Raw genomic sequence first — 18,432 nt, forward strand, 5'->3', positions numbered from 1 at the left:
AACCACGCCAGTCACCTGAAGAGGTGACCCAGAACCTGCCTCGCTTCCCACCGAGGCCCACCGACACCGCGCCGTTGTACCCGGCCGACGAGCTCGTGAAGCTGCAGTCGATCATGGACAACCGCCAGGGGCAGCTGCCCCCGCCGCCGCCTCCGCCCCAGCGCAAGACGACGTGGGTGGGCAAGGCGCTGGCGCTCGTCGGCGTAGCGGTGATGTCGGGGTTCGTGTGGTGGGTGTTGCAGCCGTCGGACCCGGTGGACAAGCAGGTCGCGCAACCGCAGAAGACCGCGGGGGAGTTCGAGTTCGCCAGCGTGCCGGAGTTGCCGGAGCCTGTGAGGGACAGCGACTGCGCAGCCCACGCGACGAGCCAGACGCAGGCCTTCTTCAAGACCACGCCGTGCATCCAGCTGACGCGTGCCTTCTACACGGCCAAGTTGCCGGACGGCCGCACCGTGTACTCGTCGGTGTCCGTCGTGAAGATGAAGTCGGCGGACGAGGCGCGGCAGCTGCGGGAGCTGACCCAGAAGGACGGCACCGGCAACGTCAAGGACCTGGTGCTGGACAAGGCCATCAGCGTGCCGCCGCTGACCACGCTGGCCAACGGCGGGTACGCCTCGGAGCAACGCGACCAGCTGGTCGTGATCGTGGAGTCGGACTCGCCGACCAAGGGCACGGACGCGCTCGCGCACAACAAGGAGATGAAGAAGGTCTCCAACGACGCGATCAGACTCGCATCCTCCTTCGGTGACTAGTGGCGCGGCCCGGCACCGTTCCGGGCCGTGTCACTAACCGGAGGCGACACCCGGCATCGCGATCGACGCCGGGTTCGACCCGGCCGCCTTGCGCCACCGCGTCGCCCGCACCGCCGCCGTCGTCAACGCCTCCAGCGCCGACGTCCGCAGCGCCGAGTCGTCGGTCCGCTCCAGCACCCCTCGCCACGCGGCACAGGTGTCCTGCTCGACCGCCACCAGCGAGGCGAGCGCCGAAGGCCCGTCGGACACCGGCGACGGCGGCAGGTAGGCCGCTGCGGGCGGGTTCGGCGTCGCACCGTGGTCGCGCAGCCAGCGTTCGGTCGTGTCGCGGCGCGCGCGGTGCAGGTTCGCGCCCTCCGCGACGGCGGCGGCCTGGTCGTTCAGGAACGCCGACACCATGCCGTAGGTCCACAGCGCCGCGTGTTCGGTGCCGAGAGCGGTCTGGACGGACTCGACGCTCATCCGAGCACCTCCCGCAACGAGGCGCAGCCGGCGGCCACCGAGCCGACGAGGCCGGCGCGGTAGGAGGGCAGCGAGGCGACGATCGCCGAGGCCTCGCGGACGGACTCGTCCAGGGCTGTGCGCAGCGCGGCCAGCGGGTCCGGTGGCGTGGGCGGCGAGGTGGGGGCGGGCGGTGCCGTCGACGACAGCGGCGGGCGTTCGCGGTCGACCTCCGCCTGAAGCAACGAGGCGTGCGTCTCACGTGCCTTCGCGATCTCGGCGGCCGCGGGCACCGTCGTCATCGCCTGGGCCAGCTTCACGTCCGCGCGGGCCTGCGCCGCGAGGGCCGAGAGCGGGTCCGGAGGCGGTGGTGGCGGCGGTTCTGCGGTGCACGCGGCGGCGAGCGGTGCGGCGGCCACCGCGAACAGCACACGGCGGCGGCTGACCGATTCGGAGATCACGCGACCCATGTTGCCAGCAGCCGTGCGGCGCGGTGGGAGCCGGGCGAAGGAGATAGTCTGGTCGTCCACGGCCGCCGTAAGTACCGTCGGCCGGGGTTTTCATGCGTTCGAACTGAAGGAGACACCACGTGTCCAGCCCGCCGCGCGGAGAGCTTTCCGCGCAGCTAGCACCCGTTGTGCGGGAAGCTCTCGAAGCCGCCGGCTTCGACCTCGACGCGCTCGACGTGAATCAGGCTGGGCGCCGCCGTCTGGTCAAGGTCGTCGTGGACGGTGAGGACGGCATCGGGCTCGACGAGGTCGCCGAGGCGAGCCGCGTGGTCTCCGCCGCGCTCGACGAGCACGACCACATCATCAACGGGCCCTACACCCTCGAGGTCACCTCGCCGGGTGTCGACCGCCCCCTGACGCGCCCGCGCCACTGGAAGCGCGCTCACCTGCGTCTCGTGAAGGTCAAGCAGCCGGAGAAGGCCGAGTGGTTCGGCCGGGTCGGCGAGTGCGACGAGACCGGTGTCGAGCTGCTGCACAAGGACGAGCTGCGACGCGTGGAGTACCGCCACATCGAACGCGCGGTCATGGAGATCGAGTTCAAGCAGCCGCCGGTCGAGGAACTGGCTCGGCTCACTCGGAAAGCACCGAAGGAGGAGCCGAGGTGAACGTCGACATCGCCGCCCTGAGGGCGATCGAACGTGAAAAGGACATCCCCTTCGAGACGGTCCTGGAGGCGATCGAGTCAGCACTGCTGACCGCCTACAAGCACACCGAAGGACACGCCACGCACTCGCGCGTGGAGATCGACCGCAAGTCCGGCGTCGTGCGCGTGCTCGCGCAGGACCTGGGGCCGGACGGCACGGTCCAGGAGGAGTGGGACGACACTCCCGAAGGCTTCGGCCGCATCGCGGCCACCACGGCGCGCCAGGTCATCCTGCAGCGCCTGCGCGACGCCGAGCACGAGCGCACGTTCGGTGAGTTCGCCGCCAAGGAGGGCGAGATCATCGCGGGTGTCGTCCAGCGCGACGCCCGTGCGAACGCCCGCGGCATGGTCGTCGTCCAGGTGGGCGACACCGAGGGAGTGCTGCCGCCGGCCGAACAGGTGCCGGGCGAGCAGTACAACCACGGCGAGCGCATCAAGTGCTACGTCGTGAGCGTCTCCCGCGGCGCCCGCGGTCCGCAGATCGCCCTCTCGCGGACCCACCCGAACCTCGTGCGGCGGCTGTTCGCCCTCGAGGTCCCGGAGATCGCGGACGGCACCGTGGAGATCCCCGCGGTGGCACGTGAGGCAGGTCACCGTTCGAAGATCGCGGTGAAATCAACGGTTGCCGGAGTGAACGCCAAGGGCGCCTGCATCGGCCCGATGGGTGCCCGTGTGCGCAACGTCATGCACGAGCTCGGTGGCGAGAAGATCGACATCATCGACCACTCGGACGACCCCGCCACTTTCGTCGGGAATGCATTGTCACCAGCGAAGGTTGTGTCCGTACGGGTGCTCGACGAGCGGGCCAAGACGGCCCGTGTCGTGGTGCCGGACTTCCAGCTCTCGCTGGCGATCGGCAAGGAGGGGCAGAACGCCCGCCTGGCCGCCCGTCTGACGGGCTGGCGCATCGACATCCGCAGCGATGCGGAGGCTCCGGCCGCCGGTGCGGTCACATCCGGTTCGGCTGAGTGAGCTCCAGGGGATAGAATTATCAACGGTTCAACGTCGGGATCGGTTTCGCAGCACATCGGCCCTGTTCGTACGTGTATCGGATGCCGTACCCGGACGTTGCCGTCTGAGCTGCTGCGTGTGGTCGCGGTGGACGGTTCGGTGGTTCCGGACGTTCATCGGCGACTTCCTGGTCGGGGTGCTTGGTTGCATTTCGATCTCGAATGTCTCCGCAACGCCGAGCGGCGACGGGCGTTCTCGCGGGCCCTCAAGGTCCAGGGAGCACTCGACGTCGCTTCGCTGCGCGAGCACGTGGAGCAGCAGCAAGGGAACTTGGCCTCGGGACAGCCCCGCGGCCAGCAAGCATCAAGGAAGCAGGTCGACCCGTCATGAGTCAGCCGTGAAGCTGAAGACATGAACGCGCGACGTTAAGACGAGGTCGATGGGACTTGCCCGCCGGCCTCACGACCTAGGAGAGCAGTGGCAGGCAAGGCCCGCGTGCACGAGCTCGCAAAAGAGCTCGGTGTTACGAGCAAGGAAGTTCTCAACAAGCTCGCCGAACAGGGCGAGTACGTGAAGTCCGCGTCGTCCACCGTCGAGGCCCCCGTGGCCCGGCGGCTTCGTGACGCCTACGAAGCCAAGTCCTCGAAGCCGGCTCCCAAGCCGTCCGCTCCGAAGCCGAAGGCACCCGCACCCGCTGCCGCAGCAGCGCCCGCCGCACCGGCGGAGTCGAAGCCTGCGGCCGACAAGCCCGCTGCGCCCAAGGGCATGCCCGGACCCCGTCCGGCCGCCCCTGGCCCGCGCCCGCCGGCTCCGAAGCCCGCCCCGGCAGCTCCTGCCGCGCAGGCCCCGGCAGCCCCCGCGGCGCCCGCACCGGCACCCGCTGCCCAGCCCCAGGCTCCGGCCGCCGCACCGGCTCCCGCCGCGTCGGCTCCGGCAGAGCCCAAGGCCGCCCCGGCTCCCGGCACCAAGCCGGGTGGCGGACCGCGTCCGGGCCCGCGCCCGGCTCCGCAGCAGCAGCCCCAGCAGCCGCAGGCACCCGCCGCGGCCGCCGGTGGTCAGCAGTCCCAGTCCGTGGTCCCGCCGCGCACGCAGGGCGCCAAGCCCGCAGGCCCGCGCGCACCGCGTCCTGGCAACAACCCCTTCGGCGTCGGTGGCGGCAACGCTCCCTCGCCGCGCCCCGGCCCTCGTCCCGGCCCGCGGCCCGAGCAGGGCGGCGACCGCCCCGCAGGCGGCCCGAAGCCCGGCGACCCGCGTCCGGCGAACCCGCGTCCCAGCGGTGCTCCGGGCCAGGGTGGCCCGCGTCCCGCGGCAGCGCAGGGTGGCGGCCGTCCCGGCCCCGGCCAGGGTGGTCCTCGTCCCGGTGGTCCCGGTCAGGGCGGTCCCCGTCCGAACCCGGGCAACATGCCCCCGCGGCCGAACCCCGGCATGATGCCGGGCAACCGTCCGGCCGGTAACCGGCCTGGTCCCGGCGGTGGCGGCGGTGGCCGTCCCGGTGGTGGCGGCGGTGGCGGCGGTCGTCCCGGTGGGGGCGGCGGCGGTGGCGGCGGCTTCCGCGGAGGCGGCGGCGGTGGCGGCGGTGGCGGCTTCCGTCCCGGTGGCGGCGGTGGCGGTGGCGGTGGCTTCCGTCCCGGTGGCGGCGGTGGCGGTGGCGGTGGCTTCCGTCCCGGCGGTGGCGGCGGCGCAGGCGGCGGTGCCCCTGCCGGTGGTGGCGGCGGTTTCCGCGGTCGTCCCGGTGGTGGCGGCGGCGCTGGTCGCGGCGGTACCGCTGGTGCCTTCGGTCGTCCGGGTGGTCCGGCGCGTCGTGGACGCAAGTCCAAGCGGCAGAAGCGCCAGGAGTACATGGACAACATGCAGGCGCCTTCGGTCGGTGGCGTCCGCCTGCCCAAGGGCAGTGGCGAGACGATCCGCCTCCCGCGCGGTGCCTCGCTGACCGACTTCGCCGACAAGATCAACGCCAACCCGGCGTCGCTCGTGCAGGTGCTCTTCCACCTGGGCGAGATGGTCACGGCGACGCAGTCGGTGTCCGACGAGATCTTGGAGCTCCTCGGCACCGAGATGAACTACGTCGTGCAGGTCGTGTCCCCCGAGGAGGAGGACCGCGAGCTGCTGGAGACGTTCGACATCACCTACGGCGAGGACGCCGGTGACGAGGACGACCTCCAGATCCGTCCGCCGGTCGTGACCGTCATGGGTCACGTCGACCACGGTAAGACGCGACTGCTCGACACCATCCGCAAGGCGAAGGTGGCCGAGGGCGAGGCCGGTGGCATCACGCAGCACATCGGTGCGTACCAGGTGCAGACCGAGCTCGAGGGCAACCCGCGCCTCATCACCTTCATCGACACCCCGGGTCACGAGGCGTTCACCGCCATGCGTGCTCGTGGTGCGAACGCGACCGACATCGCGGTCATCGTCGTCGCCGCCGACGACGGCGTGATGCCGCAGACGGTCGAGGCCATCAACCACGCGCAGGCCGCTCAGGCGCCGATCGTGGTCGCGGTCAACAAGATCGACAAGGAGGGTGCGAACCCCTCCAAGATCCGTCAGCAGCTGACGGAGTACGGCCTCGTCGCAGAGGAGTACGGCGGCGACACGATGTTCGTCGACATCTCGGCGAAGCAGGGCATCAACATCGACAGCCTGCTCGACGCGATCCTGCTCACCGCCGACGCCTCGCTGGACCTCCGGGCCAACCCGGACATGGAGGCCCAGGGTGTCGCGATCGAGGCGCACCTCGACCGCGGTCGCGGTCCGGTCGCCACGGTGCTCGTGCAGCGCGGTTCGCTCCGCGTCGGCTCCTCGATCGTCGCGGGTGACGCGTACGGTCGCGTGCGCCGCATGGTCGACGAGCACGGCGATGACGTCACCGTCGCGACCCCGTCGCGTCCGGTGCAGGTCATCGGTCTGACCTCGGTGCCCCGCGCCGGTGACTCGTTCCTCGTCGTCGACGAGGACCGGGTGGCCCGCCAGATCGCCGAGCGTCGTCAGGCCCGCACCCGCAACGCCGCCAACGCGGCGAAGCGCAAGCGCGTCAGCCTGGAAGACCTGGACGCCGCGCTCAAGGAAACCAGCGCTCTCACCTTGATCATCAAGGGTGACAACTCGGGTACCGTCGAGGCCCTCGAGGACGCGCTCATGAAGATCGAGGTCGGCGACGACGTCGAGCTGCGCGTGATCCACCGCGGTGTCGGTGGCATCACCGAAGGCGACATCAACCTCGCCGTGGCCGGTAACGCCATCGTCCTGGGCTTCAACGTCCGGGCCGAGGGCAAGGCGACCGAGCTCGCGAACCGCGAGGGCGTGGACGTCCGTTACTACACGGTCATCTACCAGGCGATCGACGAGATCGAGGCGGCCCTCAAGGGTCTCCTCAAGCCGGAGTACGAAGAGGTCCAGCTCGGCCGCGCCGAGGTCCGCGACGTCTTCAAGTCCTCCAAGGTCGGCACGATCGCGGGTTGCATGGTCCTGTCGGGCGAGATCCGTCGCAACGCCAGGGCTCGCCTGCTCCGTGACGGCAAGGTGATCGCGGAGAACCTCCCGATCAGCTCGCTCAAGCGGTTCAAGGACGACGCCACCGAGGTCCGCGAAGGTTTCGAGTGTGGTCTCACGCTCGGCAACTACAGCGACCTCAAGCTGGAAGACATCATCGAGACCTTCGAGATGCGCGAGAAGCCGCGCGCCTAGTCGGTAGGTGAGGGGTGCGGAGCCGTTTAACCGGTGGCTCCGCACCCTTTTCTTCTGGAGGATCTCGTCCATGTACGTGGGTGCTCTGGAACTGGACGTGCTTCTGGGTGACGTCCACTCGTTGAAGGAGAAGCGCTCGGTGGTGCGGCCCGTCGTGGCCGAACTGCGCAGGCGTTTCGAGGTCGCTGTCTCCGAGGCCGGTCACCTGGACCTGCATCGGCGCAGCTTGATCGGGGTGGCGGCGGTCGCCGCCGACCTGGAGCACGTCAGGGACGTCCTCGCCGGCTGTGAAAGGCTCGTGGCGGGACGGCCCGAACTCGAACTGCTCTCCGCCCGGACGCGATTCGTCGGGCCGGAGGACGACTAGGAAGGGGAGGCTCGTGGCCGACACGGCACGTGCCCGCAAGCTCGCCAAGCGGATCTCGCAGATCGTCGCTTCGGCTTTGGAGCACGAGGTCAAGGATCCGCGGCTGGCTCGGGTCACGATCACCGACACCAGGGTGACCGGCGACCTGCACGACGCGACCGTCTACTACACCGTTCTGGGCGAGCGCCTGGACGTCGAACCCGACTTCGCCGGTGCCGCCGCGGCCCTGGAGAAGGCCAAGGGTGTGCTGCGATCCATGGTCGGAGCGCAGACCGGGGTGCGGTTCACGCCCACGCTCACGTTCATGACCGACACCGTGCCCGACGAGGCCCGGAAGATGGACGAGCTGCTCGCCAAGGCCCAGGCGTCCGACGCCGAGGTGGCCAAGCGCGCGGTGGGGGCCACTCCCGCGGGAGAAGCCGATCCGTACAAGGCGCCTCGCGAGGCCGAGGACGAGGACTGAGTCCTCGTCAGACTCCGCACATGACCAGGGCGGGCACGTTCATCGTGTCCGCCCTTTGGTTTGCGCCGATGGTCCACTTGGCACACTCACGCCGAAATTGGATGGAAACTGTCTTGTCTGAGGGTGCCGCACAGCACTTCGAGACGGTTAGCGGCTAACGTCTCCCTGTGGCAGACGACCTGAGCACCACCATTGCCGAGGCCGCGCGGTTGCTGGCCGGCGCCCGTGATGTGACCTTGCTGAGTCACATCAACCCCGATGCTGACACGCTCGGGAGTGCGCTGGCGGTGGGGCTCGCGTTGCATCGGCGCGGGGTCGCGGTGCGGGTCGCGTTCGGTGAGCCCGAGGCGGTGCCCGAGTCGCTCAAGGCGCTGGACACGGCGGGGTTGCTCGTTCATCGGGACGAGGTGCCGCAGGCGCCGGAACTGCTCGTGGTCATGGACACCGGCAGCTTGGAACGGCTCGGACCGCTCAAGGGGCGTGTCGCCGCCTGCCGTGGGCCCGTCATCGTTGTTGACCACCACGTGTCGAACACCAGATACGGGACGTTGCACTGCATTGACGAGCATGCCGAGGCCACGGCGCTCATCGCGCTCAAGCTGCTGGACGAGATGAACGTTGAAATCGACGAGCCGATCGCGCGGTGCATTTACGCGGGGCTCGTGACCGACACCGGTGGCTTTCGGAAGGCGGGGCCCGAGGCCCACCACACCGCCGCTCGGTTGTTGGAGACCGGTGTGGACGCGTACGCGGTCACACGGCCGTTGATGGATTCACATCCGTTCGCCTATCTCGGGATGTTGTCTCGTGTTCTGGCCAAGGCCGAGCTTGATCAAAAGGCTGCGCACGGGCTGGGGCTCGCTCATGCTGTCGTGAGCATCGAGGACGCTCGTGGCGTTCGTAGTGAAGAGGTGGAGAGCGTCATCGACGTGGTGCGTTCAGCTTCGGAGGCTGAGGTCGCTGCCGTGGTGAAGGAGCTCAAGCCCGGCTTCTGGTCCGTGTCGCTTCGGGCCGTGAGCCAGGTCGACGTTCGTGAGGTGGCGCAGGTCCTCGGGGGTGGTGGGCACCGGCTGGCGGCCGGGTTCACGTTCGACGGGACCTCGGAGCAGGTCGTCGCCGCGCTGAAGGGCGCGTTGGAGCGGGTGGGGTCATGACACGGACAGGGAGCCCGCGGCTGCTGCGGGAGATCAACGACCGGGCCGCCATCGAGACGTTGCTGAGCAGCGGGGCGATGACACGGGCCGAGCTGGAAGAGGTGATCGGGCTCTCGAAGCCCGCCACCGCCCAGTTGCTGGCGCGGCTCGAAGAGGACGGCATGGTCGTCCGCACCGGGTTGCGCGGCGGTGGGCGTGGGCCTCGGGCGCAGATGTGGGCCGTCAACGGCGGTGTCGGGTACGTGGCCGCGGTGGCGTTGACACCCGAGCTGATCGACGTGGCCATCGCGGACATCACCGGGTCGCTGCTGGCCGAGCACAGCGCGCCGATGCCCAAGGACGGCACGCTGCGCGCGTTCCGGGAGACGGTGCAGAAGGCGGCGGCGCTGGCGGGGCTCAAGCTCGACGCGTTGTCGCACGTCGTCGTCGGCACGCCCGGCGCGGTCGACCCGTCCACCGGGCACCTCGGGTTCGCACCGCACCTGCCGGGACTCGTCGACGTCGACCTGCCGTCGACGCTGCGGGAGCTGCTCGGGACGTCGGTGTCGATCGAGAACGACATCAACCTCGCCGCGCTGGAGGAGATGAGCTCCGGGCGTGCGATCGGGGTGCGCGACTTCGTGCTGTTCTGGCCCGCGGACGAGATCGGCTCGGCGGTCGTGATCAACGGCGTGCTGCTGCGCGGCGTCACGGGCGGCGCGGGTGAGATCGACTCGATGCAGGTGCCCGGCGGGCGCTACGGCGACCAGGTCGACAGCGAGGCGATCGTCGCCCTCGCGGCCGAGCACGGCATCACCGAGGCGTCCGGGCTGGAGGCCGTCGCGCACGCGCTGAACGCCGGCACCGAGGGCAAGGCGTTCCTGACGGCGCTGGCGCATCGGATCGCGCTCGGGCTGGCGAACGTCGTGTGCGTGCTCGACCCCGAACTGGTGCTGCTCTCCGGCGGGGTGGCGCACGCGGGCGGCGAGACGTTGTGCGACCTGGTGGCGCAGGAGCTGCTGAAGCTCGTCGTGCCGCGGACGCCGGTGCACCTCGCGCAGATCACCGCGAACCCCGTCCGGTCCGGCGCGTTGCACTCGGCGCTGGCCGTGGCGCGCGAGCAGGTCTTCGGGTTGCCCCAACGGTCGTGAGTGGCCGCCGTCACCGGACGAAAGAGCTTCGCAAAGCTTAGGTTCATCGGGTGGAGGATCGGGTTCCCGCTCGGCGGGTCATCGGGCTGGCGGTGCCCGCACTGGGGGTGCTGGCGGCCGAGCCGTTGTACGTGCTCGTCGACACGGCGGTCGTGGGGCATCTAGGGGCGTTGCCGCTCGCTGGGCTCGCTCTCGGCGGTGTGCTGCTCACGCAGGTGTCGACGCAGCTGACGTTCCTCTCGTACGGCACGACGGCGCGCACGGCTCGGTTGCACGGGGCTGGACGCCGCCAGGAAGCCGTCGAGGAGGGCGTGCAGGCGACGTGGCTGGCGCTGGCCGCCGGTGTGCTCGTGGTGCTGCTGGGGCAGCTGTTCGCGCGGCCGCTGGCGGAACTGCTCGCGGGGCCTGGCGCCGTGGCGGACGCGGCGGTGGAGTGGGTGCGCATCGCGTTGTTCGGTGCGCCGTTCATCCTCGTCACGATGGCCGGCAACGGGTGGATGCGCGGTGTTCAGGACACGAAACGGCCGCTCAAGTACATCCTGATCGGCAACGGGATCAGCGCGGTGTTGTGTCCCGCGCTCGTCTACGGCGCGGACTGGGGTCTTGAGGGCTCGGCCATCGCGAACGTCGTGGCGCAGCTGCTGTCGGCCGGGTTGTTCTTCAAGGCGCTGTTCGCCGAGCACGTGTCGTTGAAGCCGCAGTGGACCGCCATGCGCGCGCAGCTGGGCATGGGACGTGACCTGGTGTTGCGGAGCCTCGCGTTCCAGGCGTGCTTCATCAGCGCGGCCTCGGTGGCGGCACGGACGTCCGTCGGGGCGTTGGGCGCGCATCAGGTCGTGTTGCAGCTGTGGACGTTCCTCGCGCTTGTGCTCGACTCGCTGGCCATCGCGGCGCAGTCACTCGTCGGCGCGGCACTGGGGGCGTCGAAACGACGGCAGGCGGAGAAGCTCGCCTGGCAGATCACGCGGTACGGACTGGTGTTCGGCATCGGGCTCGGACTGGTGTTCGCGGCGTTGGTCACCGTGCTGCCGCGGGCGTTCACGACGGACGCCGGGGTGCTGGCCGAGATCCCGAACGCGTGGTGGTTCTTCGTTGCGCTGCAACCGATCGCGGGCGTGGTGTTCGCGTTGGACGGGGTGCTGCTGGGTGCCGGTGACGTGAAGTTCATGCGCACGGCGACGCTGGGGTCGGCGGTGATCGGGTTCCTGCCGCTCGTGTGGGCCTCGTACGCGTTCGGCTGGGGGCTCGCCGGCATCTGGACGGGCCTGTCGGCGTTCATGGTGCTGCGGCTGCTGGCCGTGGTGTGGCGGACGCGGTCGGGGGAGTGGGCGGTCGAGGGCGCGGTCCGGTAGGCCCTGTGAGCAGGGCCACCGAGCGACTCCCCGAACGGGCGCTGTGGGCGACCTCACGGCATGAAACCGTTACCAAGAAGGTTGCTTAGTGCGATGTAACTAATATCCGCCCCGCCTCTGAACTGGGAGAGTGCCGCCTTGCCGCCGGTCGATCGCGCCACCCGCACCTCGTGGCTGATCTGGACCACCGCCGTCTTCGTCTACTTCGCCGCTCTCTTCCACCGCACCACGCTCGGCGTGGCCGGACTGGAGGCGAGCGAACGCTTCGGGCTCGGCCCCGCTCAGCTCGGTGTGTTCACCGTGCTGCAGATCGGCGTCTACGCCCTGATGCAGATCCCCACCGGTCTGCTCGTCGACCGTTACGGGCCGCGCCGCGTGCTCACGGTCGCCGCCCTGCTCATGGGCACCGGCCAGGTGCTCTTCGCCGTCGCGGACTCCTACGCGCTCGGACTCACCGCGCGAGCCGTCCTGGGCATGGGCGACGCGATGACGTTCATCAGCGTGATCCGCCTCGTCGCGACCCACTTCCCGCCGCGCCAGTACTCGCTCGTCGTCGCCGTGACGGCCGCGATCGGTGGTGTCGGCAACCTCGTCGCCACCGTGCCGCTGACGCTCATGCTCGGCTCGATCGGCTGGACCTGGGCGTTCCTCATCGCCGGCGGTGTCACGGCGCTCTACTCGGCCGTGGCGTTCCTGCGGGTGCGCGACGTGCCAGAGGGGTTCGTCGCGCCGAAGCCGGAAGTCGTGCCGTTCAGGAAGATCTGGCCGAAGGTGCGGCAGGCGTGGAGCGTGCCCGGCACCCGGCTCGGGTTCTGGGCGCACTTCAGCACCATGTCGACGCCCGCCGTCATCGGCCTGCTGTGGGGGTACCCGTACCTCGTGCAGGCGCAGGGGATGTCGCCGCGGGCGGCGTCCTCCACGCTCGGGCTGCTCGTGATCGGCGCGATCGTGGCGAGCCCGATCATCGGCGGGCTGTTCTCGCGCAACCCCGAGTGGCGCATGCCGATCTCGGTCGGGTTCCTGGCGTTCGCGTTCACCGGGTGGGGCGTGCTGTTGCTCTGGCCGGGCGGGCACGTGCCGGGTCCGGTCATCGCCGTGGTGTTCCTCGTGCTCACGGTCGGTGGGCCGATCTCGGGCGTGGCGTTCGCTCTCGCGCGTGACTACAACCCGTCGCACCGGCAGTCCACGGCCAGTGGGCTGGTCAACGTCGGAGGCTTCCTCGCGGTGACCGTGACGGCGCTCGGCGTGGGTGTGCTGCTGGACCTCCTCGAGGGCGTTCTGGCGCCCGTGTCGGCGTTCCGGGTGGCCCTCAGCTTCTGCGTGCTCGTGCTGGTCCTGGGCGGCTGGCGGATGCTCGTCTGGTGGCGTCGCGCGCGTGCCGCGGTGTTCGAGGCGGAGGAGCGCGGAGAGACGGTTCCGGTGCAGATCCGGCGTCGTCGCTGGGACGCTCTGAACGTCGCTTAAGATTTCGCGCCGTGAAACCCTCTGTTGCACCGGGCCTGGTCGTCGTCGACAAGCCGGACGGCATGACCTCGCACGACGTGGTGGCGCGTGTGCGCAGGATTCTCGGCACCCGCAAGGTCGGGCACGCCGGCACGCTGGACCCGATGGCGACCGGCGTGCTCGTGCTCGGCATCGAACGCGCGACGAAGCTCCTCGGCCACCTCGCGCTCGACAGCAAGGCCTACCTCGCGACGATCGTGCTCGGCGCGTCCACCACCACGGACGACGCCGAGGGCGAGGTGCTGTCCACTGAGGACGCTTCCGGTGTCGCGGACGACGCGATCGCCGCCGAGATCGCGAAGCTGACCGGCCCCATCCAGCAGGTGCCGTCGTCCGTGTCCGCCGTGAAGATCGACGGCAAACGCGCCTACGCCCGCGTGCGTGCCGGTGAAGAGGTCGAGATCCCCGCACGGCCCGTGACCGTGCACCGGTTCGACGTGCTGTTCTCGCGCCGTGAGGACAAGACGGTGCTGCTCGACGTGATGGTCGAGTGCTCCTCCGGCACGTACGTGCGCGCGCTGGCCCGCGACCTCGGCGCCGCGCTGGGCGTCGGCGGGCACCTGGGCGCGTTGCGGCGCACCAGGGTCGGTCCGTTCGACCTCCGCGTCGCCAAGACCCTGGAGCAGCTCGAGGAGACGCCCGGTCTGTCGCTCGACCTGGACTCCGCGGTCGCGACGGCGTTCCCGCGCCGGGAGATCGACCCGAACGAGGCGTCGGCGCTGTCGCACGGGCAACGGCTGCGCGCCGGCGGGATCGAGGGGACCTACGGGGTGTTCGGCCCGGACGGGCACGTCATCGCGCTGGCCAAGGACGAGGGCACGGCCTGCAAGCCCGTTGTGGTTCTGAGCCCCGCGGGCTGACCGAGTTCTGCCCGGTCGGGAGCCCTCGTCTCAACTCGCCGAGTGCCTGGCGAGGTTGACGGGCGGTGGCTCTCGCCGGGGTCGTAGGCTGATCACCGTGCAACGCTGGCGCGGACTTGACCACCTTCCCGGCGGCTGGGGCCGCTGCGTCGTGACCATCGGCGTGTTCGACGGAGTCCACAAAGGCCACCAGGCCCTGATCGGACGTGCCGTCGGCCTCGCGGAGCAGCGCGGCCTGCCGAGCGTGCTGATGACCTTCGACCCCCACCCGTCCGAGGTGGTGCGGCCCGGCAGCCACCCCGCGCAGCTCACGACGTTGCGGCGGCGGGCGGAGCTGGTCGAGGAACTGGGCATCGACCACTTCGTGGTGGTGCCGTTCAGCCTCGAGACCAGCAGGATGCCCGCGGACCAGTTCGTCCACGAGGTGCTCGTCGAGAAGCTGCACGCCGCCGCCGTCGTGGTGGGTGAGAACTTCACCTTCGGGCACAAGGCGGCCGGTACCGTCGCGATGCTGCGCCAGCTGGGGCAGCGGTTCGGATTCGTGACCGAGGGGGCTGACCTGGTGTCCGCAGACGACGTGACGTACTCGTCCACCTACATCCGGGCGTGCATCGACGCCGGTGACGTGAAGGCGGCGGCCGAGGCGCTGGGCCGTCCGCACCGCCTCGAGGGGATCGTCGTCAAGGGCGACGGGCGCGGCAAGGACCTGGGGTTCCCGACCGCCAACCTGTCCACGCCCAAGTTCGCGGCGGTGCCCGCCGACGGCATCTACGCGTGCTGGTTCACCGACGCCAAGGGCAAGACCCTGAAGGCCGCGGTCAGCGTGGGGACGAACCCGACCTTCTCCGGCCGCGAGCGCCGGGTGGAGGCGTTCGTTCTCGACGTCGACGAGGACTACTACGGGCAGCGCGTCGCCGTGGACTTCGTCGAGCGGCTGCGCGAGATGGAGAAGTACGACACCGTCGAGGCACTGCTCGAACAAATGCATCGAGATGTAGACCGAACGAGGGAACTGCTGACCGAGTCGTGACCGTCAGATCAGGCGAAGTGGGCATCTGAAAGCCTCTGTGCTGGCAGGATGCGGGTTTCAGGGTGGGCTACCGGAGAGGCCAAGGTGGAGGACCACAAGATCGTTCAGCGCAACCTCGCCCTGCAACGGGAGTGGTACGGGGAGCCTCTGGGTGACCGGGTGCGCCGGTTGGTCGTGGCCTTCAACGTGTCCCAGGCGCAGCTCGCCGACGTGCTGGGGATCAGCGCCCCGATGCTCAGCCAGGTGATGAGCGGCCGGCGTGCCAAGATCGGCAACCCGTCGGTCCTCGCTCGCATGATCATGCTCGAACGGAAGGTCCTCACGCCGGACGTGGCGACCGGGGCGCCGGAGGCGTTGCAACGCGCGCTGGACGACGTGCGCGACTCCAAGCCGACGGTGTCCCGCGACTCGTTGCCGGTCAACGGGGACGAGAGCGTCGCGTACCCGGTGCTGCGTCGCGTCGCGGACCGGGTCGAGCTCCAGCAGGCCGCGGATCTGCTGCACAGCGACTTCCCGGCGATCGCGGAGCTGTTCCGTCGCGCCATCCGGGCCGCCGGGCCGCGCTGAGGACGTAAATCAGTTGGCAGGAGCGGCCCGCGCGCACCACAATCGGTTCGCGCACCAGTGCTCGTGAGCAGCGCGGACGGAGTGCCCGCACCCGTGTATCGGGTGGGGTTGCGCACGTCAGCGCGCCGCTGAGCACTGTGCCTGATAGCCTTCGCAGTTGGGTCTGGCTGCGGTCCGTGGCGGCCAGCACCGGCTACCCCGGCCAGCAATTCGGCGGACGGGGCCGCACGGACCTGAACAAGTAGGAGAAGTACCTAGTGGCACTGTCCACGGATCAGAAGAAGTCCATCCTCGGTGAGTACGGTCTGCACGACTCGGACACGGGCTCGACCGAGGCGCAGGTCGCCCTGCTGAGCAAGCGCATCGCTGACCTCACGGAGCACCTCAAGCAGCACAAGCACGACCACCACTCCCGCCGTGGTCTTCTGCTGATGGTCGGCCGTCGCCGCCGTCTGCTGAACTACCTGACCAAGGTGGACATCAACCGCTACCGCGCGCTGATCCAGCGCCTCGGTCTGCGCAGGTGATTTCTACCGAGGGGGAGTGACCGGCCGGTCACTCCCCCTCGGTGCACAACCAGGTGTATACAGAGCCCTGGTTGCAAAGAGGCAGAAAAACAGGACCCGCGTCGCGCGAAGCAGTTTCCGCGCCGGTCCTCGGTAGTGGCCTCCTGGTGGAAACGCCCCAGGAGACTTCGATCGAAGACCGGCCTCGTCAGAACGCGTGAGCGGTGTCCAAAAGACGAGGAGCAACAAGTAAATGACGGACATCGAGGTCCACGAGGCGTCTGCCGTTATCGACAACGGCAAGTTCGGCTCGCGCACCATCCGCTTCGAGACCGGGCGCCTCGCGCGTCAGGCCGCCGGCAGCGTGGTGGCGTACCTGGACGACGAGACCATGCTTCTGAGCGCCACGACGGCGTCGAAGCACCCCAAGGAGCACTTCGACTTCTTCCCCCTCACGGTGGACGTCGAGGAGCGCATGTACGCAGCGGGCCGCATCCCCGGCTCGTTCTTCCGGCGTGAGGGCCGTCCGAGCACGGACGCCATCCTCACCTGCCGCCTGATCGACCGCCCGCTGCGCCCGTCCTTCGTGGACGGTCTGCGCAACGAGATCCAGGTCGTCATCACGGTGATGAGCCTGAACCCGAAGGACCTGTACGACGTCGTGGCGATCAACGCCGCGTCCGCGTCGACGCAGCTCGCGGGTCTGCCGTTCTCCGGCCCGATCGGTGGCGTCCGCGTCGCTCTGATCGAGGGCCAGTGGGTCGCGTTCCCGACCTACGAGCAGCTCGAGAAGGCCGTGTTCGACATGGTCGTCGCGGGCCGCGTGGTCGACTCCGGCGACGTCGCGATCATGATGGTCGAGGCCGAGGCCACCGACAACGTGATCGACATGATCGCCGAGGGCGCCACCGCCCCGACCGAAGAGGTCGTGGCCGCGGGCCTCGAGGCCGCCAAGCCGTTCATCAAGGTCCTCTGCGAGGCGCAGTCGCAGCTCGCGCAGGTCGCCGCGAAGGCCACCGGCGAGTACCCGACGTACCCGGCCTACCAGGCCGACGCGTTCGAGGCCGTCGAGGCGTCCGCCTCGGGCGAGCTCGCGCAGGCGTTGACCATCGCGGGCAAGGCCGAGCGCGAGGGCAAGCTCGACGAGATCAAGGCCGCCACGCTCGAGAAGCTGGCCGAGCAGTTCGAGGGTCGCGAGAAGGAGGTCGGCGCCGCGTTCCGCTCGCTGACCAAGAAGCTCGTGCGCCAGCGCATCCTGCGCGACAAGGTCCGCATCGACGGCCGCGGCCTCACGGACATCCGTGACCTCGGTGCCGAGGTGGCCGTGATCCCGAGGACGCACGGCTCGGCGCTGTTCGAGCGCGGCGAGACCCAGATCCTGGGTGTCACCACGCTGAACATGCTGCGCATGGAGCAGCAGATCGACTCGCTCGCTCCCGAGACGCACAAGCGCTACCTGCACCACTACAACTTCCCGCCCTACTCGACCGGTGAGACCGGCCGCGTGGGCTCGCCGAAGCGTCGTGAGATCGGCCACGGTGCTCTCGCCGAGCGCGCCCTCATGCCGGTGCTCCCGAAGCGCGACGAGTTCCCCTACGCGATCCGCCAGGTGTCCGAGGCGCTGAGCTCCAACGGCTCGACGTCCATGGGCTCGGTCTGCGCGTCGACCCTGTCGCTGCTCAACGCGGGTGTCCCGCTGAAGGCGCCGGTCTCCGGCATCGCGATGGGTCTCGTCTCCGACGAGGTCGACGGTGAGACCCGCTACGTGGCGCTGACCGACATCCTCGGTGCCGAGGACGCGTTCGGCGACATGGACTTCAAGGTCGCGGGCACCAAGGAGTTCGTGACGGCGCTGCAGCTCGACACGAAGCTCGACGGCATCCCGTCCGAGGTGCTGGCGGCGGCGCTGGGCCAGGCCCGCGACGCGCGCTACACCATCCTGGAGGTCATGGCCGAGGCCATCTCCGACCCGGACGAGATGAGCGCCTTCGCTCCGCGCGTGACGTCGGTCAAGATCCCGACCGACAAGATCGGCGAGGTCATCGGCCCGAAGGGCAAGATGATCAACTCGATCACCGAGCAGACCGGTGCCGACATCTCCATCGAGGACGACGGCACGATCTACGTCGGTGCGGCGGACGGCCCCTCGGCCGAGGCCGCGATCGGCATGATCAACGCGATCGCGAACCCGCAGCTGCCGAAGGTCGGCGAGCGCTTCCTGGGCACCGTGGTGAAGACCGCGGCGTTCGGCGCGTTCGTCTCGCTGCTGCCCGGCAAGGACGGCCTCGTCCACATCTCGAAGCTGGGCAACGGCAAGCGCATTGCGAAGGTGGAGGACGTCGTCAAGGTCGGCGACAAGCTCCGCGTCGAGATCGCCGACATCGACCAGCGCGGCAAGATCAGCCTCGTCGTGGTGTCCGAAGAGGACGCCGCGAAGCCGGCTGACGCTCCCGCTGCCGAGGAAGCTGCTCCTGAGGCGGCTCCCGCGCAGTGAGTGCGACTGACAACAACGTGACGGCC

18 protein-coding genes are annotated in these 18,432 nt (G+C 69.7%); 16 read left to right on the top strand and 2 right to left on the bottom strand.

The window, feature by feature from the left end; all coding sequences use genetic code 11:
• The first annotated feature begins 23 nt into the window (after positions 1 to 23).
• On the top strand, positions 24 to 752 hold the full coding sequence (locus tag ACWF7A_RS23675; protein ID WP_452252640.1) for a hypothetical protein: 729 nt from the start codon (positions 24 to 26) through the stop codon (positions 750 to 752).
• A gap of 33 nt (positions 753 to 785) precedes the next feature.
• Here ACWF7A_RS23675 and ACWF7A_RS23680 read toward each other — a convergent pair whose 3' ends face one another.
• Both ACWF7A_RS23680 and ACWF7A_RS23685 read right to left on the bottom strand, forming a co-directional pair.
• Entirely contained in the window at positions 786 to 1,214 is a 429-nt protein-coding gene (locus ACWF7A_RS23680) for a ferritin-like domain-containing protein (protein WP_452252641.1), read from the bottom strand.
• A complete protein-coding gene (locus ACWF7A_RS23685; protein ID WP_452252642.1) occupies positions 1,211 to 1,654 on the bottom strand; it encodes a hypothetical protein in 444 nt (147 codons plus the stop codon). The genes ACWF7A_RS23680 and ACWF7A_RS23685 overlap by 4 nt, the downstream gene beginning before the upstream one ends.
• A 128-nt stretch (positions 1,655 to 1,782) precedes the next feature.
• On the opposite strand from ACWF7A_RS23685, the gene rimP reads away from it, so the two are divergent.
• From rimP to ACWF7A_RS23760, 15 genes are all read left to right on the top strand, one after another.
• A complete protein-coding gene (gene rimP, locus ACWF7A_RS23690; RefSeq protein WP_382440945.1) occupies positions 1,783 to 2,307 on the top strand; it encodes a ribosome maturation factor RimP in 525 nt (174 codons plus the stop codon).
• Entirely contained in the window at positions 2,304 to 3,317 is a 1,014-nt protein-coding gene (nusA, locus tag ACWF7A_RS23695) for a transcription termination factor NusA (RefSeq protein WP_452252643.1), read from the top strand. Before rimP ends, nusA begins: the two co-directional genes overlap by 4 nt.
• Positions 3,318 to 3,443: 126 nt before the next feature.
• Positions 3,444 to 3,686 carry a YlxR family protein gene (locus ACWF7A_RS23700; protein WP_452252744.1) on the top strand — a complete coding sequence of 81 codons (243 nt, stop codon included), beginning with the start codon at positions 3,444 to 3,446 and terminating at the stop codon, positions 3,684 to 3,686.
• Positions 3,687 to 3,773: 87 nt separating this feature from the next.
• Entirely contained in the window at positions 3,774 to 6,980 is a 3,207-nt protein-coding gene (infB, locus tag ACWF7A_RS23705) for a translation initiation factor IF-2 (RefSeq protein ID WP_452252644.1), read from the top strand.
• A 70-nt stretch (positions 6,981 to 7,050) separates the two neighbouring features.
• Complete coding sequence (locus ACWF7A_RS23710) at positions 7,051 to 7,347, top strand: DUF503 domain-containing protein (protein ID WP_452252645.1); 297 nt, start codon at positions 7,051 to 7,053, stop codon at positions 7,345 to 7,347.
• A 13-nt stretch (positions 7,348 to 7,360) separates the two neighbouring features.
• On the top strand, positions 7,361 to 7,810 hold the full coding sequence (gene rbfA / locus ACWF7A_RS23715; protein WP_452252646.1) for a 30S ribosome-binding factor RbfA: 450 nt from the start codon (positions 7,361 to 7,363) through the stop codon (positions 7,808 to 7,810).
• Between the two features lie 167 nt (positions 7,811 to 7,977).
• A complete protein-coding gene (locus ACWF7A_RS23720; protein ID WP_452252647.1) occupies positions 7,978 to 8,964 on the top strand; it encodes a DHH family phosphoesterase in 987 nt (328 codons plus the stop codon).
• A complete protein-coding gene (locus ACWF7A_RS23725; RefSeq protein ID WP_452252648.1) occupies positions 8,961 to 10,094 on the top strand; it encodes an ROK family protein in 1,134 nt (377 codons plus the stop codon). Before ACWF7A_RS23720 ends, ACWF7A_RS23725 begins: the two co-directional genes overlap by 4 nt.
• Positions 10,095 to 10,144: 50 nt before the next feature.
• Positions 10,145 to 11,446, top strand: coding sequence for an MATE family efflux transporter (locus ACWF7A_RS23730; RefSeq protein WP_452252649.1), 1,302 nt, complete (start codon positions 10,145 to 10,147; stop codon positions 11,444 to 11,446).
• Positions 11,447 to 11,584: 138 nt separating this feature from the next.
• Positions 11,585 to 12,910: an MFS transporter gene (locus tag ACWF7A_RS23735; protein WP_452252650.1), complete on the top strand. Its 1,326-nt coding sequence runs from the start codon at positions 11,585 to 11,587 to the stop codon at positions 12,908 to 12,910.
• Positions 12,911 to 12,921: 11 nt separating this feature from the next.
• Complete coding sequence (truB, locus tag ACWF7A_RS23740) at positions 12,922 to 13,809, top strand: tRNA pseudouridine(55) synthase TruB (protein WP_452252651.1); 888 nt, start codon at positions 12,922 to 12,924, stop codon at positions 13,807 to 13,809.
• A 97-nt stretch (positions 13,810 to 13,906) separates the two neighbouring features.
• Positions 13,907 to 14,839 (top strand): bifunctional riboflavin kinase/FAD synthetase, encoded by a 933-nt coding sequence (locus ACWF7A_RS23745; protein ID WP_452252652.1) that lies wholly within the window; start codon positions 13,907 to 13,909, stop codon positions 14,837 to 14,839.
• An 84-nt stretch (positions 14,840 to 14,923) separates the two neighbouring features.
• Positions 14,924 to 15,406: a helix-turn-helix domain-containing protein gene (locus ACWF7A_RS23750; protein WP_452252653.1), complete on the top strand. Its 483-nt coding sequence runs from the start codon at positions 14,924 to 14,926 to the stop codon at positions 15,404 to 15,406.
• Positions 15,407 to 15,663: 257 nt separating this feature from the next.
• Positions 15,664 to 15,933, top strand: coding sequence for a 30S ribosomal protein S15 (rpsO, locus tag ACWF7A_RS23755; protein ID WP_045318466.1), 270 nt, complete (start codon positions 15,664 to 15,666; stop codon positions 15,931 to 15,933).
• Between the two features lie 232 nt (positions 15,934 to 16,165).
• Positions 16,166 to 18,406 carry a polyribonucleotide nucleotidyltransferase gene (locus ACWF7A_RS23760; RefSeq protein ID WP_452252654.1) on the top strand — a complete coding sequence of 747 codons (2,241 nt, stop codon included), beginning with the start codon at positions 16,166 to 16,168 and terminating at the stop codon, positions 18,404 to 18,406.
• The last annotated feature ends 26 nt before the right edge of the window (positions 18,407 to 18,432 follow it).

This window comes from Lentzea sp. NPDC055074 (assembly GCF_053608005.1).